Source organism: Amycolatopsis sp. 195334CR, from assembly GCF_017309385.1.
Lineage (GTDB): Bacteria > Actinomycetota > Actinomycetes > Mycobacteriales > Pseudonocardiaceae > Amycolatopsis.
This window is the reverse complement of the sequence record NZ_JAFJMJ010000002.1, coordinates 2,584,999-2,608,188: the sequence shown is the minus strand read 5'-3', so window position 1 is coordinate 2,608,188 and position 23,190 is coordinate 2,584,999. Positions and strand designations below refer to the sequence as shown.

General features: G+C 70.7%; 21 protein-coding genes. 13 read left to right on the top strand and 8 right to left on the bottom strand.

The genetic code is table 11. From position 1 onward, the window contains the following. The first annotated feature begins 243 nt into the window (after nucleotides 1-243). Genes JYK18_RS34925 through JYK18_RS34915 form a run of 3 tightly spaced genes read left to right on the top strand, consistent with a single transcriptional unit; the run spans nucleotide 244 to nucleotide 4,439 of the window. Nucleotides 244-753 carry a hypothetical protein gene (locus tag JYK18_RS34925; RefSeq protein ID WP_206807655.1) on the top strand — a complete coding sequence of 170 codons (510 nt, stop codon included), beginning with the start codon at nucleotides 244-246 and terminating at the stop codon, nucleotides 751-753. A gap of 59 nt (nucleotides 754-812) precedes the next feature. Then, nucleotides 813-2,597: a serine/threonine-protein kinase gene (locus tag JYK18_RS34920; protein WP_206807654.1), complete on the top strand. Its 1,785-nt coding sequence runs from the start codon at nucleotides 813-815 to the stop codon at nucleotides 2,595-2,597. 9 nt (nucleotides 2,598-2,606) lie between these two features. Then, on the top strand, nucleotides 2,607-4,439 hold the full coding sequence (locus JYK18_RS34915; RefSeq protein ID WP_206807653.1) for a serine/threonine-protein kinase: 1,833 nt from the start codon (nucleotides 2,607-2,609) through the stop codon (nucleotides 4,437-4,439). A gap of 1 nt (nucleotide 4,440) precedes the next feature. Here JYK18_RS34915 and JYK18_RS34910 read toward each other — a convergent pair whose 3' ends face one another. Genes JYK18_RS34910 through JYK18_RS48130 form a run of 3 tightly spaced genes read right to left on the bottom strand, consistent with a single transcriptional unit; the run spans nucleotide 4,441 to nucleotide 6,710 of the window. Beyond that, a complete protein-coding gene (locus JYK18_RS34910; protein ID WP_307796189.1) occupies nucleotides 4,441-5,352 on the bottom strand; it encodes an NAD(P)-dependent oxidoreductase in 912 nt (303 codons plus the stop codon). Beyond that, nucleotides 5,345-5,923: a methyltransferase gene (locus tag JYK18_RS34905; RefSeq protein WP_307796188.1), complete on the bottom strand. Its 579-nt coding sequence runs from the start codon at nucleotides 5,921-5,923 to the stop codon at nucleotides 5,345-5,347. Before JYK18_RS34905 ends, JYK18_RS34910 begins: the two co-directional genes overlap by 8 nt. A 19-nt stretch (nucleotides 5,924-5,942) precedes the next feature. Continuing rightward, a complete protein-coding gene (locus JYK18_RS48130) occupies nucleotides 5,943-6,710 on the bottom strand; it encodes an IclR family transcriptional regulator (RefSeq protein ID WP_307796187.1) in 768 nt (255 codons plus the stop codon). A gap of 111 nt (nucleotides 6,711-6,821) precedes the next feature. Between JYK18_RS48130 and JYK18_RS34895 the strand changes: the two genes are divergently transcribed. Genes JYK18_RS34895 through JYK18_RS34875 form a run of 5 tightly spaced genes read left to right on the top strand, consistent with a single transcriptional unit; the run spans nucleotide 6,822 to nucleotide 11,782 of the window. Beyond that, nucleotides 6,822-7,808: a tripartite tricarboxylate transporter substrate binding protein gene (locus JYK18_RS34895; protein ID WP_206807652.1), complete on the top strand. Its 987-nt coding sequence runs from the start codon at nucleotides 6,822-6,824 to the stop codon at nucleotides 7,806-7,808. Beyond that, nucleotides 7,805-8,272 (top strand): tripartite tricarboxylate transporter TctB family protein, encoded by a 468-nt coding sequence (locus JYK18_RS34890; protein ID WP_206808347.1) that lies wholly within the window; start codon nucleotides 7,805-7,807, stop codon nucleotides 8,270-8,272. Before JYK18_RS34895 ends, JYK18_RS34890 begins: the two co-directional genes overlap by 4 nt. Continuing rightward, nucleotides 8,272-9,783, top strand: coding sequence for a tripartite tricarboxylate transporter permease (locus JYK18_RS34885; protein WP_206807651.1), 1,512 nt, complete (start codon nucleotides 8,272-8,274; stop codon nucleotides 9,781-9,783). Before JYK18_RS34890 ends, JYK18_RS34885 begins: the two co-directional genes overlap by 1 nt. Then, a complete protein-coding gene (locus JYK18_RS34880) occupies nucleotides 9,780-10,994 on the top strand; it encodes a CaiB/BaiF CoA-transferase family protein (protein WP_206807650.1) in 1,215 nt (404 codons plus the stop codon). Before JYK18_RS34885 ends, JYK18_RS34880 begins: the two co-directional genes overlap by 4 nt. Then, the gene (locus JYK18_RS34875) at nucleotides 10,991-11,782 is read left to right on the top strand and encodes a citryl-CoA lyase (RefSeq protein ID WP_206807649.1); all 792 of its coding nucleotides are present in this window, start codon (nucleotides 10,991-10,993) and stop codon (nucleotides 11,780-11,782) included. Before JYK18_RS34880 ends, JYK18_RS34875 begins: the two co-directional genes overlap by 4 nt. Nucleotides 11,783-11,785: 3 nt before the next feature. Here the strand turns inward: JYK18_RS34875 and JYK18_RS34870 are convergent, their stop codons facing one another. Further along, nucleotides 11,786-12,337 (bottom strand): YbhB/YbcL family Raf kinase inhibitor-like protein, encoded by a 552-nt coding sequence (locus JYK18_RS34870; RefSeq protein ID WP_374195082.1) that lies wholly within the window; start codon nucleotides 12,335-12,337, stop codon nucleotides 11,786-11,788. Between the two features lie 191 nt (nucleotides 12,338-12,528). Here JYK18_RS34870 and JYK18_RS34865 point away from each other — a divergent pair, with 191 nt between their 5' ends. The 4 genes from JYK18_RS34865 to JYK18_RS34850 are packed head-to-tail and all read left to right on the top strand — an operon-like array spanning nucleotide 12,529 to nucleotide 16,057. After that, nucleotides 12,529-13,254 carry an ABC transporter ATP-binding protein gene (locus JYK18_RS34865; protein ID WP_206807647.1) on the top strand — a complete coding sequence of 242 codons (726 nt, stop codon included), beginning with the start codon at nucleotides 12,529-12,531 and terminating at the stop codon, nucleotides 13,252-13,254. After that, entirely contained in the window at nucleotides 13,251-14,003 is a 753-nt protein-coding gene (locus JYK18_RS34860) for an ABC transporter permease (RefSeq protein ID WP_206807646.1), read from the top strand. The genes JYK18_RS34865 and JYK18_RS34860 overlap by 4 nt, the downstream gene beginning before the upstream one ends. Before the next feature lie 9 nt (nucleotides 14,004-14,012). Then, nucleotides 14,013-15,020 carry an ABC transporter substrate-binding protein gene (locus JYK18_RS34855; RefSeq protein ID WP_206807645.1) on the top strand — a complete coding sequence of 336 codons (1,008 nt, stop codon included), beginning with the start codon at nucleotides 14,013-14,015 and terminating at the stop codon, nucleotides 15,018-15,020. Next, nucleotides 14,993-16,057 carry a zinc-binding dehydrogenase gene (locus JYK18_RS34850; protein ID WP_206807644.1) on the top strand — a complete coding sequence of 355 codons (1,065 nt, stop codon included), beginning with the start codon at nucleotides 14,993-14,995 and terminating at the stop codon, nucleotides 16,055-16,057. The genes JYK18_RS34855 and JYK18_RS34850 overlap by 28 nt, the downstream gene beginning before the upstream one ends. Here the strand turns inward: JYK18_RS34850 and JYK18_RS34845 are convergent. The 3 genes from JYK18_RS34845 to JYK18_RS34835 form a co-directional block, all read right to left on the bottom strand. Next, nucleotides 16,054-17,901 carry a glycoside hydrolase family 5 protein gene (locus tag JYK18_RS34845; RefSeq protein WP_206807643.1) on the bottom strand — a complete coding sequence of 616 codons (1,848 nt, stop codon included), beginning with the start codon at nucleotides 17,899-17,901 and terminating at the stop codon, nucleotides 16,054-16,056. The genes JYK18_RS34850 and JYK18_RS34845 overlap by 4 nt on opposite strands. A gap of 197 nt (nucleotides 17,902-18,098) precedes the next feature. Next, nucleotides 18,099-18,398 (bottom strand): DUF4287 domain-containing protein, encoded by a 300-nt coding sequence (locus JYK18_RS34840; RefSeq protein ID WP_206807642.1) that lies wholly within the window; start codon nucleotides 18,396-18,398, stop codon nucleotides 18,099-18,101. Between the two features lie 12 nt (nucleotides 18,399-18,410). Then, a complete protein-coding gene (locus tag JYK18_RS34835; RefSeq protein ID WP_206807641.1) occupies nucleotides 18,411-18,776 on the bottom strand; it encodes a cupin domain-containing protein in 366 nt (121 codons plus the stop codon). 68 nt (nucleotides 18,777-18,844) lie between these two features. Here JYK18_RS34835 and JYK18_RS34830 point away from each other — a divergent pair, with 68 nt between their 5' ends. Beyond that, nucleotides 18,845-21,550, top strand: coding sequence for a LuxR C-terminal-related transcriptional regulator (locus tag JYK18_RS34830; RefSeq protein WP_206807640.1), 2,706 nt, complete (start codon nucleotides 18,845-18,847; stop codon nucleotides 21,548-21,550). Between the two features lie 862 nt (nucleotides 21,551-22,412). On the opposite strand, the gene JYK18_RS34825 is transcribed toward JYK18_RS34830, so the two are convergent. Beyond that, nucleotides 22,413-23,177 carry an ATP-binding protein gene (locus JYK18_RS34825; RefSeq protein ID WP_206807639.1) on the bottom strand — a complete coding sequence of 255 codons (765 nt, stop codon included), beginning with the start codon at nucleotides 23,175-23,177 and terminating at the stop codon, nucleotides 22,413-22,415. Between the last annotated feature and the right edge of the window lie 13 nt (nucleotides 23,178-23,190).

Here is a 23,190-nt window from a genome sequence, read left to right as displayed (position 1 = left end):
CCCGAGCACACCGCAGTAACCACCTCGCGCACCGGCGGAAATCGGACCTGGCATTCGGCTGAGAAATTTCGAGTAAACGTTTACTTGATCTTATCGTGCCGCTAATCTCGAACGCGCCAGAGGGGAGTTCCGTGCACCGGCCTGGGGAGGCCCGGTGTTTCGGAAATGATTCACGCGTCGATTCCGCGTATTTCTGCCGCACGACGGTAATTCTTTGCTGTCCGAAAACAAAGGAGTGTGCACATGGGAAACCTTCCTCGAAGAGGCCGTATCACCGGAGTTCTCTTCGCTTCGGCGCTGACCGCGTTGTGCGTGTGGGCCCCGCCCGCTTCCGCGGAGCAGCGTTACTGGTCCGCCGACCCCCGCGATTCACAGGGGCGGTATCCATCCAACTGGCACTGCGACACCAGTGCCTACCTCGACGCTTGCTTGATCAACTCGCACAACGGCACGCAGCCGGTGTACCGGTCGGTGATGATCGTGAAGAACAACACCAACGCCGGAATCCAGTTGTCGGCCGCGGTCATCAACATGTGGGCGGTGACGGGTTCGTCGAAGCAGGTCCGTGATGACGGTTGCCACAACAGCGGATTGTCGTCCTGGTACGCGGCGGCGTGTTACGGCTCTCCGGCCACCCTCTCGGCGGTGTGCTCCGCGGCGCCGGGCGCCACCCACGTCACCGCGAATGCCGCGGTGAACATCGACGGCTGGCGCGACTCGGAAGCGAGTTACCCGGTGCCGGTGAATTGCTGACCTGAATCACCTGCCCGCGACCCTCCTCGGTAAGATCTTTTTCCGACGGGGGGAGTGCTGTGGAACCATTGAGCGCCGGTGATCCGGCCGAGGTGGGTCGCTACCAGGTGATCGCCGTTCTGGGGGCCGGCGGCATGGGCCGCGTGCTGCTCGGGATCTCCCCGGACGGGCGGCTGGTCGCGGTCAAGCAGGTCCACGCCTCCTTCGCGCGCGACCACGGGTTCCGCGAGCGCTTCCGCCGCGAGGTCGCCACCTCCCGCCTGGTCTCCGGGGCCTACACCGCCGCCGTGGTCGATGCCGACCCGGACGCGCCAACCCCGTGGCTCGCCTCGGTGTTCGTGCCGGGGCCGGCACTGTCCGAAGTGGCGCCACTGCCCCCGGCCGCCGTCCGGCACCTGGCCGCGGGGCTCGCGCTGGCGCTGGGGGAGATCCACCGCACCGGCCTGGTGCACCGCGACCTCAAACCCGGCAACGTCATCCTCGCCGAGGACGGCCCGCGGGTGATCGACTTCGGCATCGCCCGCCTGGCCGAGGGCGAATCCGAGCTGACGCAGACCGGTTCGATCATCGGCTCGCCCGGGTTCATGTCCCCGGAACAGGCGCAGGGCACACCGCTGACCCCGGCCAGCGACCTGTTCTCCCTCGGCGCGCTGCTGGTGATGGCGGCGACCGGCCGCGGCCCGTTCACCGGCACCTCCACCCCGCAGACCCTCTACAACGTGGTGCACGCCGAACCCGACCTGCGCCACCTGGACCCGTGGCTGCGGCGGATCGTCGAGCCGTGCCTGGCCAAGGACCCGGCGCGCCGGCCCTCGCCCGCCGAGGTGCTGCGGGAACTCGGTCCCATCGAACCGGTCGCCAGCCCGTGGCCGCCGCGGGTGCTCCAGCTCGGCGACGCACAACGCGACCGGATCAGCGAACTGCTCAAGCCCCCGTCCCGCCGCCGCTGGTACGCCGGAATCGCCGTCGCGGCGGTGGTCCTGCTGGCGGGTGGCACGATCACCGCGCTCAGCCTGACCGGGTCCGAGTCACCGTCGGCGGCCGGTGGGCTGCCGTCGGAGCCGGTGGTCACCGCGGCGAACCCGGATCCGTTCGGCCCGGACAACCTGCGCCGCGTCGACCTGTGCCGGTTGCTCGACGGGCAGGACGTGCCCGGACTGGGCCGGCTGTCCACGAAGGACGGCTGGTTGTTCGACTCCTGCCTGCTGGACAACGCCGAAGGCCAGGGCCTGGAACTCAAGATCGGGCGCGGCCTGCTCGGCGGCGAACCGGACGGTGACCTCGAAGGTCTCCGGCTGGAGACCAAGGGCGACGCCCGCAACTGCGAGGCGGCGGTTGCCGTCAACGGGTTCCCGGAGAGCACACTCGGCGCCGAGGTGTTCTTCCCCGTGCCCGTCGCCGACGCGTGCACCGTGGCGAAGGACGGACTCGGCGCCGCCGTGCGGCAACTGCGCGCCGGTGGCCACGACCGCGACCTCCCGCCGGGCACCGTGGCCGCGCTCGATCCCTGCGCGCTGCTCGCACCCGCCGAGGCGGACCGGTTCGTCGAGCCCCTGCGCAACACCGTCTACAGAGGACTGCGCGAATGCCGGTACGAAGGCACCGGCTCCCTCGCGGTGCGGCTGGTCAACGGCATCCCGGTGTCGACGGCACCGACGCCGCGGAACAACGAGGACGGCCAGTCCGGCTGCGCACTGGCCTGGGCACACCGGCAGACCGGCGCGCGGGACGGCGAGAGCGTCGAGCTGATGGTGATCCCCGGTAGCGGTCAGGCCATGGACCAGGCGTGCCAGAAGGTCCAGCAGGCACGCCAGGTCGTGCTCCCGCGACTCCCGAAACCCTAGGAACGGCCCGTGGAACCACTGGACCCCCGCGAACCCCGCCAGCTCGGCCCCTACCGGATCATCGCCGCGCTCGGCGAGGGCGGCATGGGCCGCGTCGTGCTCGGCCTCGCGCCCGACGGCCGGCTGGTCGCGGTCAAGCAACTGCACCCGCACTTCGTGCACGACACCGGTTTCCGCGAACGGTTCCGGCGTGAGGTGACCGCTTCGCGGCTGGTCTCCGGCGCCTACACCGCGGCGGTGATGGACGCCGACCCGGAAGCCGAAACGCCTTGGCTCGCCTCGGTTTTCGTCACCGGGCCGTCGCTGCGGGAGGCGGTGGACGCGCTCGGCCCGCTGCCGGTGGGGGCCGTGCGCCGCCTAGCCGCCGGGCTGGCCGCGGCGCTGACCGAGATCCACCGCGCCGCGCTGGTCCACCGCGATCTCAAGCCCAGCAACATCCTGCTCACCGCGGACGGGCCGCGGGTGATCGACTTCGGCATCGCCAGGGCGATCGAGGACGGCCACGAACTCACCGGCACCGGCTCGATCATCGGCTCGCCCGCGTTCATGTCCCCGGAACAGGCCGGGGGCGGGCAGGTCACCGCGGCCAGCGACATGTTCTCCCTCGGTGCCGTGCTGGTCATGGCGGCCACCGGGCAGGGCCCGTTCACCGGCACGGCCGCGGCCCAGACGCTCTACAACGTCGTGCACACCGAACCGGATCTCACCACCGTGCCGGCGGAGATCCGCGTGCTGGCGGAGCCGTGCCTGGCCAAGGACCCGGCTCTCCGGCCCACACCCGAGCAGGTGCTGGACTTCCTCGGCCGGGCCCCGGCCTCAGCCGCCCCGTGGCCGCCCGCGGTCCACGCGCGGATCCAGCAGCAGGACGCGGAAGTGCGCGCAGCACTGTCCCTGCCGCTCCCGGCCTGGCGACCACCCCCGCGCCCACCCAGGATCTGGCTGCGCTGGGCCGTGGCGGGGGTCGTGGTCGCCCTGGTCGCGGCGCTCACCACCGCGATCATCGCGACGCGCGGACCGGACGACCCCGGCGTCACCGCGCTGCCGATGACCGAGGCGCTCACCCTCGACCGGCTGCGGCGCGTCGATCCGTGCCAGGTGCTCGACGGCGACTTCACCGCCGATCTCGGCACGCTGGAACCGGAATCGAACCCGATCCAGCCGAACCGCTGCTACTACTCCCGCGGCGATGGCGGCGATGGCATTGACTTCGAACTCCAGCTCGGCGACCCGGTGCCCAACGGCGATGTCGGCCAGGCCAACCGGTCCGCCGAGGGCATGGCACTGCAGCGCATGACCTTCAGCGGCGGCTGCGATTCGCTCGTTCTGCTGCCCACGCAACCGCAGCTCCACGTGATGATCTACAACGCGACCAAGGCCGGTGATCCGTGCGCCATCGCCGACAGCGCGCTTTCCGCGGCGCTGACGCGCCTGCGCACCGCCGAGGTCGACCGCCCGGCGGACCCGGCCAGCGTGCTGCCGCTGGACCCGTGCGCGCTGCCCGACGCCGCCGTGGCCGAAGGCGCGCTGAACGGCGGGAAGCCCCGGGTGAAGTCGTTGCGGACCTGCGAGTGGGTCAACGGGAGCAACACCCTGACCGTCGAGGTGAAGCGCAGCCTGTACGTCGCCACCGGGGAGACGATCGACCTGGGCGGTGGGCTGACCGGCGAGAAGTCGGAGACCGGCCCGAGCAGTTGCCGGGTGACCTGGCAGCACCGCCTGCTCCCCGACGGTGACGCCGAGTACCTCTCGGTGGGGGGCAACGGACTGGATGGCGGGAATCCCTGCGAGCAGGTGCGCACGGTGGTCGGCTCGATCCTGCCGAAACTGCCGAAACCCCAGTAGGTCAGCCGAGGTGCTCCAGGATCCGGGTCGCCGCCTCGGTGGCCATCCGGCGCAGGGCCTCGGCGGTCTGCGCGCCGACGTGCGGGGTGATCACCACCGACGGGTCACCGCGCAGCGGGTGGTCGGCGGGCAGCGGCTCGACGGTCGTGACATCGAGCCCCGCACCGGCCAGGTGTCCTTGGCGCAGCACGGAAAGCAACGCGTGCTCGTCCAGCGTGCCGCCGCGCGAGGTGTTCAGCACGACCCCGCCGGGCGGCATGGTCAGCAGTTCGCGCAGGCCGATCAGGCCGCGGGTGGCGTCGGTCAGCGGCACGTGGAGGCTGACCACCTCGGATTCGGCCAGCAGCGCCTCGAGCGTGCGGGGTTCGGCCCCGGCGGCGACGATCTGCTCGGCGGTGAGCATCGGGTCGTGGCCCAGCACGCGCATGTCGAACCCGTGCCGGGCGATGTGCGCCACCCGTGACGCGATCCGCCCGCAGCCGACGAGGCCCAGCGTGGAACCGGCGAGTTCGCGGCCGTGGATGGCGGCGCGCGCGGCGCCGTCGCCCCGGACCACCATGCCGATGCCCCGGCGGACCGCGAGCAGCAGCGCGATCGTGTGCTCGGCGACGGACTGTGTGTTGGCCGTCGGCGTGGTCGTGACGGTGATGCCGAGTTCGCGTGCCGTCTCCAGGTCCACCGTGTCGACGCCGACGCCGTGGCGGGCGACGATCCGGAGCGCGGGCGCCCGGCGCATCATGTCGCCGTCGACCCGGACCGTGCGCAGCAGGATCGCGCCGACCCGGCCGGACACCTCGTCGAACGTGGTTTCGTCGTCACCGTAACCGAGGCGGACCTCGGTGCGTTCCCGCAGCATGTCCAGCGCGTCGGTGTGCACCGGACGCGGGATCCAGACGACCGGGCGGTCAGCCACGCGGCACCAACCGCTGGTTCGCAGCGCGCCGCCGCGCCTCGCCTTCGAGCAACTTGCGCGCGGCGGCCACGACGTCACCGACCTCGGCGGCGGGCACGACGGCCACGCCGTCGTCGTCACCGAGCACCCAGTCGCCCTGGCTCACCGGCACCCCGCCGACGGCGATCGTGCCGCCGATCCGGTACGGCCCGGTCTTCCACGGCCCCGCCGGGGTGACCGCGCGGGCGAACACCGGCACGCCGAGCGCGGCCAGTTCGGTCACGTCCCTGGCCGCGCCGTCGAGCACGATGCCGCCGATCTCCAGCGCGAGCGCCTTCTGCACGACGAGTTCGCCGATCAGCGCCCTGGTCTCGTCACCACCGCCGTTGACCACGAGCACCTCACCGCGGCGGATCGTCTCGAACGCCGCGTGCAGGCCCTGGTTGTCACCCGGCCGCGTCCACACCGTGAACGCGGGCCCGGACAACACCGCTCCAGGCCACAGTGGACGGATGCGATCGGCGACGCCGAACCGGTCCATCGCGTCGGACACGGTGGCCACCGGCAGGGCGGCGGGAGCTGGGAAATCCACGATCCTCCTCGAAAAGCGGTCAGTACAGGGCGGGCGGCAGCCCGGTGCGGGCGAGGTCGTCGGCGCAACGGCGGACCGCGGCGACAAACCCGGGAATGCGGTCTTCGCCGAAACGGACAGTGGGCCCGCCGAGCGCCAGCACGACCGGGCGCGCGGGAGCCCGTGAACCGGCGGGAATGGGCACGGCGAGCCCGCTGTTGCCCGGCTCGCGTTGCCCGTGGCTGACGCTCCAGCCTTCGGCGGCGGCCTTGTCCACCCCGGCACGCAGTTTCGCGGCGTCCGAACCGGCCGCTTCGGCGATGCTCGTGAGCAGGTCCGCCCGCTCGCCGGCCGGTTCCAGGCTGAGCAGGACGTAGGCCGCCGACCCGACGTGCAACGGCAGTTCGTCGCCCGGCTGCACCACGTGCCGCAGCGTGTTCGGGCTGGGTGCCTGGCCGACGACCACCCTGGACAGTCCTTTCCGGACATACAGGCTGACCGTCTCGCCGGTTTCCGCCGCCAATTCCCGCATGCGCGCCAGCGAAGCCGCGGGCACCGTCCAGGCGGCCTCGGCGAACGCGGCGAAACCGATCAGGCTGGTGCCGACCCGGACCTGGCCGTCGGCACCGGTCTCCAGCAGCCCTTCCGCGGCCAGGGTTTCCACCAGCCGCAGCACGGTCGTCCTCGGCAACCCGGTCTCGCGCACGAGCTCGGCCACCCCCAGCGACATGTGCTCCGGCGAGAACGCCCGCAGCACCTGCCAGGCGCGGCTGACCGCGCGGATGCCGCCGCCGTCGTCCGGCTTCACCACAACCCCTCCAAGGCAGCTGTTTGCGTTCGGTTCGAGAACATGCTTACCATCAGGCGGTCATTGTTGTCCACCAGGTGGACACATTCGAGATCACAAGGGAGTGATCGTGTGCGCAGCAGACGTCTCGCGCTCGGCGTTCTCGGCGTGGTGAGCACCCTGGTGCTCACCGGGTTCGCCGCGGTGGACGCCAGCCGGTCGACCTCGGGCGCCACCCCGCGCGCGAAGCTGACGGTGATGGCACCGGCCGCGCCCGGTGGCGGCTGGGACCTCGCCGCCCGCGAGTTCCAGCAGGCCCTGCGCAGCGCGTCGATCGTGAACAACGTGCAGGTGGTCAACGTGCCCGGCGCCGGCGGCACGATCGGGCTGGGCCAGTTCACCGAGCTGGGCGCCGACCCGACGCAGCTGATGATGACCGGCACCGTGATGGAGGGCGCGATCACCACGAACGCCTCGCCGGTGGACCTGCTCGACACCACCCCGATCGCGCGGCTCGCCGACGACTACGAGGTGCTCATCGTCCCCGCCGACTCCCCTTATCGGACACTCCAGGACTTCCTGCGGGTCTGGCGGGAGAACCCGCACGCGCACCCGGTCGGCGGCGGTGGGCTCGGCGGCACCGACCACCTGCTCACCGGCCTGACCGCCCGGGCCGCGGGCATCGATCCCGCCCAGGTGAACTACCTGTCCTTCGCCGGTGGCGGCGAGGTGCTGACCTCGCTGCTGTCCAACACCGTCGAGGTCGGCGTCAGCGGCTACAACGAGTTCCGCGACCAGATCGAGGCGGGCAAGCTCCGCGCGCTCGCCCTGTCGGCGGACGCGCCGGTGCCCGGCATCGACACCCCCACCTTCCGCGAGCAGGGCGTGGACGTCTCGCTGCCCAACTGGCGCGGGCTGGTCGCCCCGCCGGGCATCACCGCCGAGCAACGCCAGGAGCTGATCACCATCGTCACCGAGATGGCGGGCACCGCCGAATGGGCCGATGCGCTGGCCCGCAACAAGTGGACCGGCACCCTGCTCACCGGCGACGAGTTCACCGCGTTCATCCGCGAGGACCAGGCCAGGGTCGACGCGATCATCGAGGAGCTGGGCCTGTGACCACCGACCACCTCCGCCGCCGCACCGGACTGGTGGTGCCGGTCCTGCTGCTGGCCACCGGGATCGCGCTCGCCGTCGGCACCCTCGCCATGGAGGTCCCGGCGAGCGCGACTTCACCGGGGCCGCGGGTGTTCCCGGCGATCGTCGCCGTGGCGTGCCTGGTGTTCGCCGTGCTGCTCGGTGCCGACGTGGTGCGCAACCCCGAAGAGGACCGGGTGCGCGGCAACCACCGCGCGCTGGCCGGGGTCGTGGGCACGCTCGTGGTGTTCATCGCCGTGCTGAACCCGCTGGGCTGGCTGCTCTCCGGCGCGGTGCTGTTCTGGGGCGTCGCGCGTTCGCTCGGCAGCCGCCGCCCGGTCCTCGACCTGTTCCTGTCGCTGGCCATCGCCTCGGTGGTTCAGCTGGCCTTCTCCGCCGGCCTCGGCCTCAACCTGCCCCCTGGTGTCCTGGCGGGAGTCTTCTGATGGAATCACTGGCCAATCTCGGCACCGGTTTCCTGACCGTGCTCACGCCGATGAACCTGCTGTGGGTGTTCGTCGGCGCCATTCTCGGCACCGCCGTCGGGGTGCTGCCCGGCCTCGGCTCGGCGATGGCGGTGGCCCTGCTGCTGCCGGTCACCTTCTCGCTGGACCCGATCGGCGCGTTCATCATGTTCTCCGGGGTGCTCTTCGGCGGGCTGTTCGGCGACTCGATCTCCGGCATCCTGATGAACACCCCGGGCAACAGCACCGCGATCGCGGGCTCGATCGAGGGCCATCGCATGGCCAAGAGCGGCCGGGCCGCGCAGGCGCTGGCGACCTCGGCGATCGGCGCGTTCGTCGGCGGGGTCGTCGCCTCGGTGCTGGTGGTGTTCTTCGCGCCCTCGCTGGCGGAGCTGGCGACGCTGTTCGGCCCGGCGGAGTACCTCGCGCTGGCGGTGTTCGCCTTCGTCGCGATCTCCGCCGTGGTCGCCGATTCCGTGCTCCGCGGGCTCGCCGCGCTGGTGATCGGGCTGGCGATCTCGCTGGTCGGCATCGACGGCACCTCCGGCGCGGCGCGGTTCACCGGCGGCCTGCCGGAACTGTTCGACGGCATCGACATCGTGGTGATCACCGTGGGCCTGCTCGCGCTCGGCGAGGTGCTGGCCGTGGCCGCCCGCCGCGGAACCCCGGAGGACCACCGGGTGATGCCGTCCACCGGGCGGTTGTGGTTGTCCCGCCGCGAATTCCGGCTCGCGCTGCCCGCGTGGCTGCGCGGCACCGCGATCGGCGTGCCGTTCGGCATCATCCCGGTCGGCGGTTCCGAGGTGCCCACCTTCCTGGCCTACGGCACCGAGCGCAGGCTCGGCTCACGGCGGCCGGATTCGATGTTCGGCAAGGGCGCCATCCAGGGCGTGGCCGGTCCCGAGGCGGCGGGCAACGCCACCGCGGGCACCGCGATGGGCGCGCTGCTCGCGCTCGGGCTGCCCACCTCGGCCACCGCGGCGATCCTGCTCGCCGCCTTCCGCCAGTACGGTTTGCAACCCGGGCCGCTGCTGTTCGAACGCGCCAGCGAGCTGGTCTGGGCGCTGCTGGCCAGCTTCTTCATCGGCATGGTCGTGCTGCTGATCCTGAACCTGCCGTTCGCGCCGCTGTGGGCGAAGCTGCTCAAGGTCCCGCAGCACTACCTCTACGCCGGGATCTCGGTGTTCGCCATGCTCGGGGTCTACGCGACCAGCAGCAAGATCCTCGACCTGGTGCTGGTGCTGGGCATCGGGGTGCTCGGTTTCCTGATGCGCCGGTACGGGCTGCCGGTGGCCCCGGTGCTGATCGCGGTGATCCTCGGCCCGCTGGCCGAAACCGAGTTCCGGCGGGCGCTGGCGGTCAGCGAAGGCGATCCGGCCGTGTTCGTGTCCAGCCCGATCGCGGTCACCCTCTACGCCGTGCTGGCGCTCGGCCTGGCCGGGTTCTTCCTGCAGCGCCGGCGGAATCGTCGACGAGAGAAAGCGGTGGCATGACCACGGAAACACGGCCGCTCACCGGCATCCGGGTGCTCGACCTGACCAACGTGCTCGCCGGGCCGTACGCGGGTTATCAGCTCGCCCTGCTCGGCGCCGACGTGATCAAGGTCGAGGTGCCCGACACCGGGGACCTGGCACGCCAGCTCGGGGCGTCGGCCGAGCTGAACCGGGCGCGGCTGGGTGCCTCGTTCCTGGCGCAGAACGCGCAGAAGCGCTCGTTGACGCTGAACCTGAAGTCCGAGCGCGGCAAGGAGGTGCTGCGGCGGCTGGTGGCGAGCGCGGACGTGCTGTGCGAGAACTTCCGCCCCGGCGTGCTCGACCGGCTCGGCTTCGGCTGGCCAGAACTGCGCCGCCTCAATCCGAGGCTGGTCTACTGCGCCATCTCGGGGTTCGGGCAGAACGGCCCGATGCGCGCGAAACCCGCCTACGACCAGATCATCCAGGGTAGCTCGGGCATGATGAGCGTGACCGGCACCCCGGACACCGCGCCGCTGCGCGCCGGTTATCCGATCGCCGACACGCTGGGCGGGCTGGCTGCCGCGTACGCGATCTCCGCGGCACTGCTGGGCCGTGAACGCACCGGCGAAGGCTGTCAGATCGACGTCTCGATGCTGGAAACCGCGGTGACCGCGATGGGCTGGGTGGTGTCGAACCACCTGATCGCCGGGCAGGCACCGCGTCCGCTCGGCAACGACAACGGCACCGCCGCGCCCTCGGGCACCTTCCGCACCGCCGACGGTGAGCTGAACATCGCGGCCAACAAGCAGGAGCAGTTCGAACTGCTGTGCCGCGTGCTCGGCCGGCCGGAACTGGCCGAAGACCCCCGGTTCGCCGAACGGGAGTCCCGCAAGGCCCATCGCGCCCAGCTGACCGCCGAACTCGAGGTCGCCCTCACCCGGCACAGCGCGGCGCACTGGGAAGAGCAGCTGAGCACGGCGGGGGTGCCGGCCGCCGCCGTGCTCAGCGTCGCCGAAATGCTGGAGAGCGCGCAGATCCGGGCGCGGGGCCTGGTGCACGAACTGCCGTTCCCCGGTGGTGCCGCCGAGGGACCGCTGCGCGTGCTCGGCCACGGCATCCACGTCGACGGCCACCCCAGCGCACCGGAGCTGCCGCCGCCCACGCTCGGCCAGCACACCGACGAGATCCTCGCCGAACTCGGCTACCACGACACCGACATCGCCCGACTGCACCAGGAGAACGCCGTATGACCGTCGCCGACACCACCGCGTGGTGGTCCACCGCGATCACCCGCACCGCACCGGGGGAGATCGAGCTGCGGGGGTACCCGATCGAGGAGCTGATCGGCAAGCTCGACTTCGTCAGCGCGATCTGGTTGCTGACGCGCGGTTCGCTGCCCACCGGTACGCAGTCGAAGCTGCTGGAGGCGGCGCTGGTGGCCAGCGTGGACCACGGCCCGCAGGCGCCGTCCATCGCCAGCGCCCGCATGGCGGCGACGTGCGGCGTCGGCCTGAACTCGGCCATGGCCAACGGGATCAACGTCCTCGGTGACGTCCACGGCGGCGCCGGGCAGCAGTGCGTCGCGTTGCTGAACGACCTCGTGGACACCGCGGCCCGCGACGAGCGCGATCTCGCCTCTATCGCGGCCGAGGTGGTGGCGGACTACCGCTCGCGCAAGGCTTTCGTGCCCGGTTTCGGCCACCGCTTCCACCCCCGCGACCCGCGCCGGGATCCGTTGCTGGCGTTGGTGGAAGAGGCCGTCGAGGCGGGCGAACTCGCCGGAGACCACCTGCGCGCGGGCCTCGCGGTGGAGGCGGCGCTGAAACCCCCGATGAACATCGACGGCATCACCGCGATCATCTACGCCGAACTCGGCATCGCGCCCGAACTGGCCCGCGGTTACTTCGTGCTGGCGCGTTCGGTCGGCATCCTGGCGCACGCCTGGGAGGAAACCGGCACCGGCCGGCGGGTCAAGGGCCCGTTGCCGCCGCCTCTGCTCGCTGACTACACCGGCGAGCAGAGGCGGGCCTACCCGTGACGGTCAGGATTCGCCGCTGATCCGGGCCGAGCCGACCGTCGCCGCGGTGATCGTCGCGGCGGCGGTCTGGGTGGAGGAGCCGGAGTTCAGGTTCGTCAGCGACGCCCGGTTGAGCGCGTGGACGACGAACTCGTAGGTGTTCACCGTGGAGGGTGAGCACGGTCCCTGGTAGCCGTAGAGGCTCGCGCTGCCGCGGTAGTAGATCTGCCTGGAGCCCATCGGGACCGAGGGCCGGTAGACGTGTTCGACGTTCTGGGGGAGCGAGGTCGCGCTCGGCGGGATGTCGTAGATGACCCAGTGGATGAGGTTCGCGTTGTCGAGGTCGCGCATGACGATCGCGTAGCTCTGGGCCGTGGCGGGCGCACCGGCCCAGGCCAGCGGCGGCGACTCGTTCTTCTTGCCGGGGTCGTGGCCACCGCCGCTGGTGCACTCGTGGACCTTGGGAATGGTCCCGCCGTTGGCGAACGCCGTGCTGGACAGGACGAACGCGCCCGGACTCGCCGCGGTGGGCGTGGCGGAGGCGATCAGCAGGGCGGCGAGCACGATCCATCTCACGGGATCTCCCTGGTCCGTCGGGCGGCTCACCCCAGCGTGGCAGACCGGACCTCGCCATGGTCCATACCAATTCCGGAAGTTGCGCCGGTATGTGATCTGCATCACAACAAGGCTCGGACGCTACGCCGACTGGCACGTCAAAAGAAAGGAGGCATTGACACCATTCCCGGCCAGGCCCTAAGGAAATAAGCATGGCCGGTGCGCACCTGCTCCTCGACGGGGTTTCCGTCGAACTCGGCGGGCGCCCGGTGCTCGACCGCGTTTCACTGGCCGTCGCGGAACGCGAATTCGTCTGCGTGATCGGGACTTCCGGCGGCGGCAAGACCACGCTGCTGCGGGCGATCGCGGGCCTGGTCGCGCTTGCCGAGGGCTCGGTTTCGCTCGCCGGGGAACCGATCTTGCGCCCCTCTCCGCGCACCGCGATGGTATTCCAGCATTTCGGTCTCTTTCCGTGGAAAACCGTTCGTACCAATGTCGAATACGGCATTCGGGCGCAGGGAAGGCCGGTCACCGGCCGGGTGGCGGAACTGCTGGACGTGATGCGCCTGAGCGAGGTGGCCGACCGTTATCCCGCGCAGCTTTCCGGCGGCATGAAGCAGCGGGTCGGCATCGCCAGGGCACTGGCCGTGGAACCCGAGGTGCTGCTGCTGGACGAGCCGTTCAGTTCGGTGGACGCGATCACCCGCGAACAACTGCAGAACGAGGTGCTCCGCCTGCCGGAGATGACCGCCCTGCTGGTCACCCACGACATCGACGAGGCAATCCTGCTGGCCGACCGGGTCGTGGTGATCTCCGGACCACCCGGCCGCGTCACCCTGGAACTGCCGATCGACCTGCCGCGCCCGCGCACCGTGATGGACATCCGGGAGCACGAGAACTACCCGAAGATCCGCCGCACGCTCTGGGAATCACTGTGACCCCGGGCCGGAAGTGGTTGCTGCGCCTGGGTTCGGTCGCGGTGCTGCTCGGCGCGTGGGAGCTGTACGGCCGCCTGCTCAACCCGATCCTGCTGTCCCGGCCCAGCGCGGTGGTGGCCGCCACCGCGGACATGATCGCCGACGGCAGCCTGCCCGCCGCCCTCGGCGACAGCCTGGTCGTGCTCGGCCTCGGGTTCGGCGCCGGCGTGGTCACCGGTGTGCTCGTGGGCTCGCTGACCGGCCGGAGCACGGTCGCCGCGACCCTGCTGGAATGGCCGGTGAACGCGCTCTACGCCACCCCGATGGTCGCGCTGATCCCGCTGGTGGTGGTGTGGTTCGGCTTCGAGCTGACCGCGAAGACCGTGGTGGTGTTCCTGTTCGTGGTCTTCCCGGTGCTCATCAACACCACCCGAGGGGTCCGCGAAACCGATCCCGCGCTGCTGGAGGTCGCCCGCTCGTTCTGCTCGGGCGAAGCGCGGATCTGGCGCGAGGTGATCCTGCCCTCGGCACTGCCGTTCGTGGTGACCGGGATCCGGCTGGCGATCGGGCGCGCGCTGATCGGCGTGGTGGTGGCCGAGTTCTACACCGCGCTGTCCGGGATGGGGAACCTGATCGCGGTCAACGCGAACTCGTTCCAGACCGCGCGGGTGTTCGTGGCCGTGGTGGTGATCGCCCTGCTCGGGGTGGCGCTCACCGCGGCGCTGGAGTGGGTCGAGCGCCGCCTGGCCCGCTGGCGTCAAGCATCCTGAAGGAGGGTCATGCCGCGCTACCTCGTTGTGCTCGCGCTCCTGCTCGCCACCTGCTCCTGCTCCTCCGATCCACCCGGTGCGCCGAGCACCATCGAGCTCGGCCTGCCGACCGGGGTCACCAGCTTCGCCAACGCCGACGTGGTGGTGGCCGACAAGCTCGGCTACTTCCGCGACGCCGGGATCTCGGTGCGGGTCAAGAACCTCAACTCCGGCGTCCCGGTGGTGCAGGGTGTCGTGGGAGGTTCGCTCGACATCGGCGCCTCCAGCATCGAGCCGGTGGTCAACGCCCACGCCCAGGGCGGCGGCCTGGTGGTCATCGGGTCCTACGCCGACCGGCTCACCGTCTCGCTGGTGACGCCCAGGGAGATCGCGACCCCGGCGGACCTGCGCGGGAAACGCCTCGGCGTGCAGCAGGTCGGCGCGTTCCGCGAGGTGATGACCCGGATGGTGCTCACCGGCGCCCAGCTGACCCCCGAGGACGTCACCTACGTGCCGACCGACGCCGACTCCTACACCAGCGCGCTGCTCCAGGGCACGATCCAGTCCGCGGTGCTGCAACAGGAACAGGTCGCCGACGCGCAGCGCCGCGACGGCGACCTGCACGTGCTCGTCGACCTCGACCGGGTCCAGCCGGACTACTTCTACGGCGCCTACTTCGTGACCAGGGCGTGGCTGGCGGAGAACCGGGACACCGCGGTGAAGTTCCTGACCGCGATCGTGCGGGCGCATCGCTACATGTACACCGACCGCGAGGGCACGCTGCCGGTGGTGGCCGAGGCGACCGGGTTCGAGCCGCAGGTGGTCGGCACGGCCTACGACGTCCTGCTCGGCCAGAAGGGCGTGTTCCCGGTGAACGACGGCCTCGACCCCGCGCGCATCACCTCGACGGTCCGCACGATGGAGCAGTTCAAGATCCTCACCGGTGCCGCGCCCGGGGACGACCTGGTCGACCGCGGCCCGATTTCCGACGTGGTCGGGACACTGGGGGAGTGGACGGGGGACGCGCGATGGCGATGATGCGCGCGGCGGTGTTGTTCGGCCCCGGCGACCTGCGGGTGGTCGACCGGCCGGTCCCCCGTCCCGGCCCCGGCGAAGTGCTGGTGAAGGTGGCGATGTGCGGGACCTGCGGCACCGACCTGAAGATCTTCGACGGCCACTTCCCGCACACACCGGAGCAGCTGGTGCCCGGCCACGAATGGACCGGCACGGTGGCTTCACTGGGCGAAGGCGTCGACGAGTTCGCCGTCGGTGACCGCGTCTGCATCGAAGCGCACGGCGGCTGCGGTCGGTGCGACAACTGCCTCACCGGCCGTTACACCGCCTGCCTCAACTACGGCGACCAGGCCAAAGGACACCGCGCGACCGGCATGACCGCCGACGGCGGCTTCGCCGAATACGCCGTGCACCACGCCGGCGCGTTGTACGCGCTGCCGCCCGGACTGTCCTTCGAGGACGGTGTGCTGATCACGACCGCCGGAACCGGGCTCTACGGCCTGGACGTCGCGGGCGGCTACATCGCCGGACAGGACGTGGTCGTGTTCGGCCCGGGCCCGGTCGGGCTGACCACGGTGCAGGCGTGCAAGGCGCTCGGGGCGAACCGGGTCGTCCTCGTCGGCACCCGGTCCTCGCGGCTCGCGCTGGGGCGGTCGCTGGGGGCCGACCACACGATCAACGCCCGCGAGACCGACCCGGTCGCCGCGATCGCGGACCTGATCGGCGGCGCCGACGTGACCATCGAGTGTTCCGGTGGTCTGGACGTCCCGCAGCAGTGCGCCGAGGTGACCCGGCGCGGCGGCAAGATCGTGGTCGTCGCCTTCTACCCGGACCGGGTCACCTTCGACCTGAGCGCGGTCGTGCGCAAGGACATCACCATCTACACCTCGCGCGGCGAGGGCGGCAACAACGTCAAGCGCGCGGTGTCCCTGGCCGCGCAGGGGAAGCTGCGCTGCGCGGAGATGGTCACCCACCGGTTCCCGCTGGAGAAGATCACCGAGGCGTTCCGGGTGGTCCGCAACCGCGAGAACGACCCGATGAAGGTGGTCGTCGTGCCCTAACTCCGGCAGAGCAGCGCGTCGGGGGTTCGGTTCGAGCCGATGCGCCCGGTGTAGGCGACGCCGGCGACGTACTCACCCGGCGCGCACTGGCCCTTGTAGTGCCCCGAGGCGAAATCCCCGCCGGGCGCGCCGGAGGGCCGGTTGTCGCCGCGGTCGAACCAGACCGTGCGGCCGGTGCGCCCCAGCGGGGTGGCGGACTTGCCGCACAGCAGGGCGGAGAAGGCCGCGCCGGTGACGCTGTAGCCGATGGCGGCGTGGTCGGGCGGGCACTGCACCTTGGTGTAGCCGGAGGCCCAGTCGGTGTCCACATAGGACTGGTCGCGGACCACGGCGTGCGTGGTGGGCACGGGGAGCGTTCCGGTGCACAGGCCGCGGTTGCCGGTGTGGGCGAGCCCGGCCAGGCGCTGACCGTCCGGGCAGACGCCCTTGCGCGCACCCGGGTTCCAGTCCGGTTCGGCCCGCATCGTGCGGGAGGGCTGGGCGTCGGCGTAGTCGAGGTTGAGCATGGACCAGCGCTCGGCCGCCGAGATCTGGCCGGTGCGGGCGGGGGCGTTCACCAGCCGCTGCCAGGCCGGGCCGCGCCAGTCGGCGCCGTCGAGCACGTCGACGCGGCCGCCGTTGGTGTCCCAGGAGAGCAACGACCAGCCGTTGCCGTTGCCGCCCTGGTGGAAGCCCACCGCGGGCCAGTAGGCGAAGTCGGTGTCGGTTTCGGCGAGGTAGGAGACGAAGTTCTCGAACCACGCGCGGGACGCCGGATCGGTGGTGTGCCTGCCTTCGCCGAACTCACTGATCCACAGGGGCGCGGTGTAGTGCTTCCCGGTCTCGGCCGAGACGAAGAACGCCTGCCGGTACAGGACGTCGCGCAGTTCCTGCGGTGAGAGGTCGCGGTAACGCGGGTCGCTGGTCTCACCGATGCCGGTCGCGCCGGAGTGGTTCGGACCGGTGTAGCCGTAGAAGTGCGCGGCGTAGACCAGTTTGCCCGAGTCGATCAGCGTGTGCGACAGCGTGCGGGCGGGTTCCAGAGTGGGCCTGCCGTGCGGGAAGCCGTCGACGGGCAGGCCGGTCCAGTTGATGCCCTCGACGACGATCAGCAGGTCCGGGTTGGCCTCGGTCAGGAGCCGTTGGGCCAGCTGCTCGCTCGCGCGCTGCCAGTCGTGGCCGTTGCCCCAGCCCCAGTTGGGGTCGTCGAGCACGTTGCGGCGGACCTCGTTGTAGAGGTCGGCGCCGACCACCCGCTTGTTCGAGGCGTAGCGGCGGGCCAGGAACAGCCAGTCGTCCTGCCACTGCTGCTCGGTCTGCGCGGTGTTCCAGCGCTCGTTGCCGTCGACGCCGCAGCACCAGCGCGAGGTGGTGGTGTGGTTGTTGAGGATGACGGCGAACCCGCGCGCGGTGAGCCGCTCGACCACGCGGTCGTAGACCCGCAACGGGGTCAGGCCGCGCAGTTCGGGATTGGCGGGCAGGTCGGGGACGGGGTTCTGGTCGTGGAGCATCGCGTTGGAGAAGGGCAGGCGCACGCTGTTGAGCCCCAGCTCCGCGAGCCCGTCGATGACGGTGTCGATCGGCACGCGGTCCAGCCCGAGCGGGGTTTGGTAGGCCCTCTCCCCGGCGTGGTGGGTGGCTGGGTCGTTGATGTCGCCCTCGCCGTTCCAGGTGCCGCTGGCTCCGTGCCAGTTGGCGGACTTGAGCTTGAAGCGGTCGCCGTTGGCGTCGACGATGTAGCGCCCGCGCGTGCTGAGCGGTGCCGCCCAGCTCGCCTCTTGGGCTTCGGCTTGGGGTTCAGGGGACAGGGGGACCAGGACGCCGGCCGCCAGTAGCGCGGTGAGCAGCGTAGTCACGAGCCTCACTCGAGGAGGCTAGCAGGCATCCTCCGGCACGGGCCCCGGATTGATCTCTCGCCAGCGGCGGCCACCTACCACAGCTTCAGCGTGTGTCCCTGCTTCCGGTGTCCCGGAGCTTCGCGGTGCCGTCACCGTGACGAAACGACCCGGTGTCATCGGACAGCGGGTAGACCGTCGCATGTGGACGGTCTACCCCTCCCCGGTCAGGCCGGTGCACCTGGCCGGGTCCGCTTGCCGTCGAGCCAGAGCGTGTCGGACTCGTCCCGGTGCGAGCCGGTGGTGCCGACGTGCTTGCCGCTGATCGTCGGGCCCTTCTTGATCACGTGCACCAGCGCCATGGCGTGCCCGCGGCCGAGGCCGTGGTCCTGCTTGAGCCACTCGACGATCACCCCCGCCTTGACGGCCGGATCGTCGAAGCCGCGTTCGGCCGCCAGTGCGACGAGTTCGCGCGGGGTCAGCCCGGTCTTGTCCTCGATCGCGTCGAGGTAGGCCTGGAAGGACATCGGGTTCTCCGTTCAGTTCGCGATGGTCAGCTGGTCGCTGTCGTCGAGGAATTCCTGCTGGATGCGGGGTGAGGCGTGGATGCACATCATCTTCAGCGGCTCCGGGCCCACCGCGCGGAAGGCGTGGGCGGTACCGGCGCTGACCACCACCACGTCGCCTTCGGTGACCGTCGCCTCGCCGTCGGCGGAACGGATGTGCGCGGTGCCCGCGAGCACCACCCAGGTCTCCGAGTACGGGTGCACGTGCGGGTCCGGCCCCTGGCCTTCGGTGTTGTGGACGTGGAAGAACGAGATCCCGGACCCGTACGCCTCGCCCTCGAACCGGGCGGTGCGCCCCCCGCCGATGCGCAGATCGTCTTCCTTGGCGATGACCAGCATTTCCTGCTCCGTTCCTGGTGTTCGGGCGTGGACACCATCCTGCGGGCGGTGCCGCGGCCGGGGCATCCGTGCTGACCACGGAACCCACCACGGAGATCGAGTACGCACGTGGTGACCAGGCGCGATCGGGCAGACTGTGGTTCGTGCCCACCCCGCCACCGGTCTCGCCGCGCGAACGCGACGTGCTGCTCGCCGTGGCGGACCGGTTGACCAACGCCGAGATCGCCGAGCGGCTGTTCGTCTCGGTGCGGACCGTGGAGAGCCACGTATCGGCGTTGCTGCGCAAGCTCGGCGCGCGGGATCGTCGCGAACTGGCCGGCCTGGCCGCCGGTTACGCGGGTGACGCCGAGGTCGCCGTGCCCGGCCTGTCCGAGCCCGCGACGAGCTTCGTCGGCCGGGGCGTCGAACTGGACACCGCGGCCCGCCTGATCGTCGAAAGCCAGGTGACCACCGTGCTGGGGCCGGGCGGCGCCGGGAAGACGCGCCTGGCCACGGCGGTCACGGCTCGCGCGGCTTCGGGTTTCCCCGGTGGCGCCGCCTTCGTCAAGCTGGTCCCCGCGCGCCCCGGGTACGTCCTCGAAACGATCGCCGCCGGGCTCGGCGTGGAACCGGCGCCGCAGCAACGCCTGCTGGACGTGGTGGCCGACCGGCTGCGAGGACGGGCGCTGCTGGTGCTGGACAACTGCGAGCACGTCGTCGACGACATCGCGGACGTGCTCGCGGACCTGGTGGCGGCGAACCCCCGGTTGAGCGTGCTGGTCACCAGCCGCGAACGTCTCGGCGTGCCGGGGGAGACGGTGCTGCAGCTGGGCCCGTTGCGCGAGGTCGGTGAGGCAGTCGCGCTGTTCACCGATCGGGCGCGGGCCGTCGATCCGGGCTTCGAGTCCGATCCGGCCGAACTGGCTGACCTGTGCCACAGGCTGGGTGGCTCGCCGTTGCAGATCGAACTGGCCGCCGCTCGGGTCGCCTCGCTCGGTGTCTCCGGGCTGCTGGCCGGGTTGGCCGACGATCCGCTGCGCATGCTCTCCGCGGGCCGCGGCGACCGTCGCCACCGCTCGCTGCGGGCGGTGGTGGAGTGGAGCTACCGGCTGCTCACCGACGAAGAACGCCTGCTGCTGATGAGGGTGTCGCGGTTCGCCGACCGGTTCGACCTGGGTGATGCCGCCGCGCTGTGCCCGGATCTTCCCGTCGGCGCGGTGGCCGACCTGCTCGGGCGCCTGGTGGACAAGTCGCTGGCGCAGCGGGGGTGGAGCCTGCTCGACGGGGTTCGGCAGTTCGCGCGCGAGCAACTCGACGCGTCGGCCGAAGCCGGGGACGTGACCGGCCGCTACCTGACGTGGGCCGCGCTGCGTGCCCGTGACCTGACCACCCACCTCGACGGCGACTGGCGGGCGGAGTTCGACCGGCTCGCCGGCGACCTGCGAGCGTCGGCCACCCTCGAACCGCGCCCTGACCTGGTGGCCGATCTGGCTCGGTTGACCTACGCGCGTGGGTTCCTCGCCGAAGCCCGTGAGCACTGGCGGACCGCGGCTCGCTTGGCGGGCACGAGCGCCGAAGCCGCGGCCGCCCTGGACCACGCGGGCACGGCCGCGCACGTGCTCACCGGCGGCGCCCGCGACCACTACGACCTCCTGCGCGAAGCCGCCCGGCTGACCGCGGACGACGACGCGGCCTCGGCGGGTTGCCTGGCGGACGCGGTGGTGGTCGCCACCCGGTTCCGGGGCGCGGGATTCGTCGCGCGGCCGGTGCCCCGCGACGAACTGGCCGGGCTGCTCGCCGAAGCCGAGCGGCTGGCGAGCGCTTCGGCTTCGGCGGAAACGCGGGTCGCGGTCGCTCGCGCCTGGCTGTCCGGCCCGACGGTGCAGGCGGTGACCATGCCCGCGGCCGAAGCGGCGGTCGACGCCGCGACGGCGTTCGGTGATCCGCTGCTGGTCAGCGCGGCGCTGGACGCCCAGTGCACCGCGGCCGCGGGAGCCGGGGACCCCGGCCACGCGTACCGGGTCACCCTGCGGCGCCTGGACCTGGTCGATGAGTTCGACCGCACGTTCCCGCAGGCCGCGCTGGAGGTCGTCGACACGTTCCGGGCCGCGGTGGCCTACGCCGTGGCGACCGGGGAGATCGCGGACGCCGTGCGGATCGGCAGACGCGCCGAGACCGATCCGACGCTGTCGCGGCACACGTGCTGGGGTTCGGGCAGCGTGGTTGCGCCGCTCGCGCTGGCCGGCCACTTCGCCGAGGCGCTGGCGCGGGCTGAATCGATGTGGGAGAGCGCGCTGTCCTTCCGGCAGGAGAACAACAGCACGCTGGGGGTTCCGCTGCTGGGCGCCGCGCTGGCCGCCGGTCTCACCGGGGACGTGGATGCGATGGCGACCTGGCGCCGGCGGGCCACCCGTTTCGCGGGCTCGTTGTCCGATTCGCCGAATCTCGCGCCGCTCGACGCTTTCGTGCGGGCGAGGGTGGCCCTGCACGCTGGCAGCGAGGACCTACCCGCACTGCTCGAGGAAGCGGGCGGGAGCTTTGCGCCGGGCCGATTCGACGGTTACGCGGCCGGGGTGGCCGCGGAAATCGCCGTGATCACCGGCCACCCCGATGCGGACGCGTACCTACGCCGAGCCGACCGCCACGCGCCCGAAAACCGCTGGGTGGCGGCGATCGTGACCCGAGCCGGCGCCCTGCGGGACGCTGATCCCTCCCAGCTCAAAACCGCGGCGGCCGCCTTCGCCGATATTGGCGCTGACTTCGAAGCCGCTTCAACGGTGGGGCAGCTCAGCTAGCTGCTCCGCTCTCCAGCTAGCTGCTCCGCTCTCTAGATCGCGGCTCCTTCATCGGAGCTCCGCCGGGCCGCTGGGTGCGGCCTCAATGTCGCCCCCACGGAACGCCTCCGGTCCTGAGGGCAGGCAATCCCCAGCGCGGGGTTGAGCTGATCGCCCACCCCGTCACCCTCCGCCACCCCGTCCACCCCACCGCTCCATCGGCCTCATCGCCCTCGCCTCTCGTCGCTCGGATCGCGCTTCGTCGCCCGAGTGGCTGATAACAGCGATTATCACCCACGGCCCACCTGGACTATTGTGAGTCGAACTGGATAGGATTAGGGCTAACTGAAACAAGGAACAGTCAGAAATATGAGGTAAAAGTGCAGGTCAGTGCGGAGCAACGCGAAGAAGAGGGCCTGACAGATGTGAGTTCTTATTAAGTTGTCAGTGACATTTCGGGCATATTATCACCCGTCTGACGGTGCGCTGCGACGTCGAAGTTGACGCTGTTCTTGCAGGTAGCGTAGCAAGTTGACCTCGCGGGTTCGATCCCTGGAGCCTTGACGTGTCTCACATTCTGAGAAGTTGTCCGCGTGACATTGCGGAGTTCTTTGCCCATTTTTATGGCGCGGTAAAGCTATAGAGTGGGGATTCAGGAATAGGGAATGAATATTCTCGATACGTCTCCTGGGGGTGCATGGTTCGACCTCTGGCGCATCCGTGAGGCGTGATATCCGGCAAAGTCGCAAGCGTCCAGTGGTGTCATTAGTGGGGGTGTTTCTTGCTGTGTCTAAATTCGTCGTTTGGTGTAAATGCTTGATATATGGCGGCGTTGTTTTGCGCGGGCGCTTCGGGGGATGTGTTGTGGTGCGTCCGGGAGGGGTTATCTGCTGCCGAGGGTGGTGTAGGTGTTGTTGGTGATTTCCTCGTCGAGGGTGTCGCGGCCCGCGGTGGCGGCGTGTTGGAGGGCGGTGAGGGTGAAGGCGGCCCAGTCGCGCCAGCTGCCGTGGGCGTGGCGGGCGTCGATGGAGGCGAGTAGCCGGGTGTCGGCGTGGGCGTAGAGCTGGTGATAGGCGCGCATGAGGTCGGGGACCTCGGCGGTGGGTAGCGGGCGGAAGAGGCGGCTGCGGAAGACGCGGGACCTGAGCATGGGTTCTCGGCGGATGGTTTGCCAGCAGCCGTCGCCGCCGACGAACAGGATCGCGAGTTTGGTGCCGGAGTCGTCGTAGAGGGAGCGGATGACGTCCATGGCGTAGACGCTGAGTTTCTGGGCTTCGTCGATGACGAGGAGGTGGGGGGTGGAGAGCAGGTGTTCGAGGATGTCGTCGTGGAGTGTGTAGCGGGTGCGGCTTTCGGGCGTGGGTGTGCGCAGGATGCGGCGGGCGAGGCTGAGTGCGACTCGCAGTGGGGTGCAGGTGTGGGGCAGGGCGACTTCGACGATGCTGAGTCGTTCGGTGGTGTTGCGGAGGTCGTGGCGGAGGCGTTCGAGCGCGGCTTGGACGGCGAAGGTTTTACCCAGGCCGGCGTCGCCGTGCACGACGGCGAGCGCGTTGTGTTCGACGATGTCGCGGACGTCGTGGTCGACGAGTTGGAACGTGGGTGTGGGAAGGGTGTTCGCGCCGGGCAGGTCGAGATGGTGCCGGGGCATCAGGTGTTCCTTC

Bases quoted from the DNA above. Each gene is read 5' to 3' on its own strand.
- JYK18_RS34875 (WP_206807649.1), top strand. From the start codon at position 10,991: ATGACCGTCGCCGACACCACCGCGTGGTGGTCCACCGCGATCACCCGC.
- JYK18_RS34840 (WP_206807642.1), bottom strand. From the start codon at position 18,398: ATGTCCTTCCAGGCCTACCTCGACGCGATCGAGGACAAGACCGGGCTG.
- JYK18_RS34825 (WP_206807639.1), bottom strand. From the start codon at position 23,177: ATGCCCCGGCACCATCTCGACCTGCCCGGCGCGAACACCCTTCCCACA.
- JYK18_RS34880 (WP_206807650.1), top strand. From the start codon at position 9,780: ATGACCACGGAAACACGGCCGCTCACCGGCATCCGGGTGCTCGACCTG.
- JYK18_RS34835 (WP_206807641.1), bottom strand. From the start codon at position 18,776: ATGCTGGTCATCGCCAAGGAAGACGATCTGCGCATCGGCGGGGGGCGC.
- JYK18_RS34925 (WP_206807655.1), top strand. From the start codon at position 244: ATGGGAAACCTTCCTCGAAGAGGCCGTATCACCGGAGTTCTCTTCGCT.
- JYK18_RS34885 (WP_206807651.1), top strand. From the start codon at position 8,272: ATGGAATCACTGGCCAATCTCGGCACCGGTTTCCTGACCGTGCTCACG.
- JYK18_RS34855 (WP_206807645.1), top strand. From the start codon at position 14,013: ATGCCGCGCTACCTCGTTGTGCTCGCGCTCCTGCTCGCCACCTGCTCC.
- JYK18_RS34865 (WP_206807647.1), top strand. From the start codon at position 12,529: ATGGCCGGTGCGCACCTGCTCCTCGACGGGGTTTCCGTCGAACTCGGC.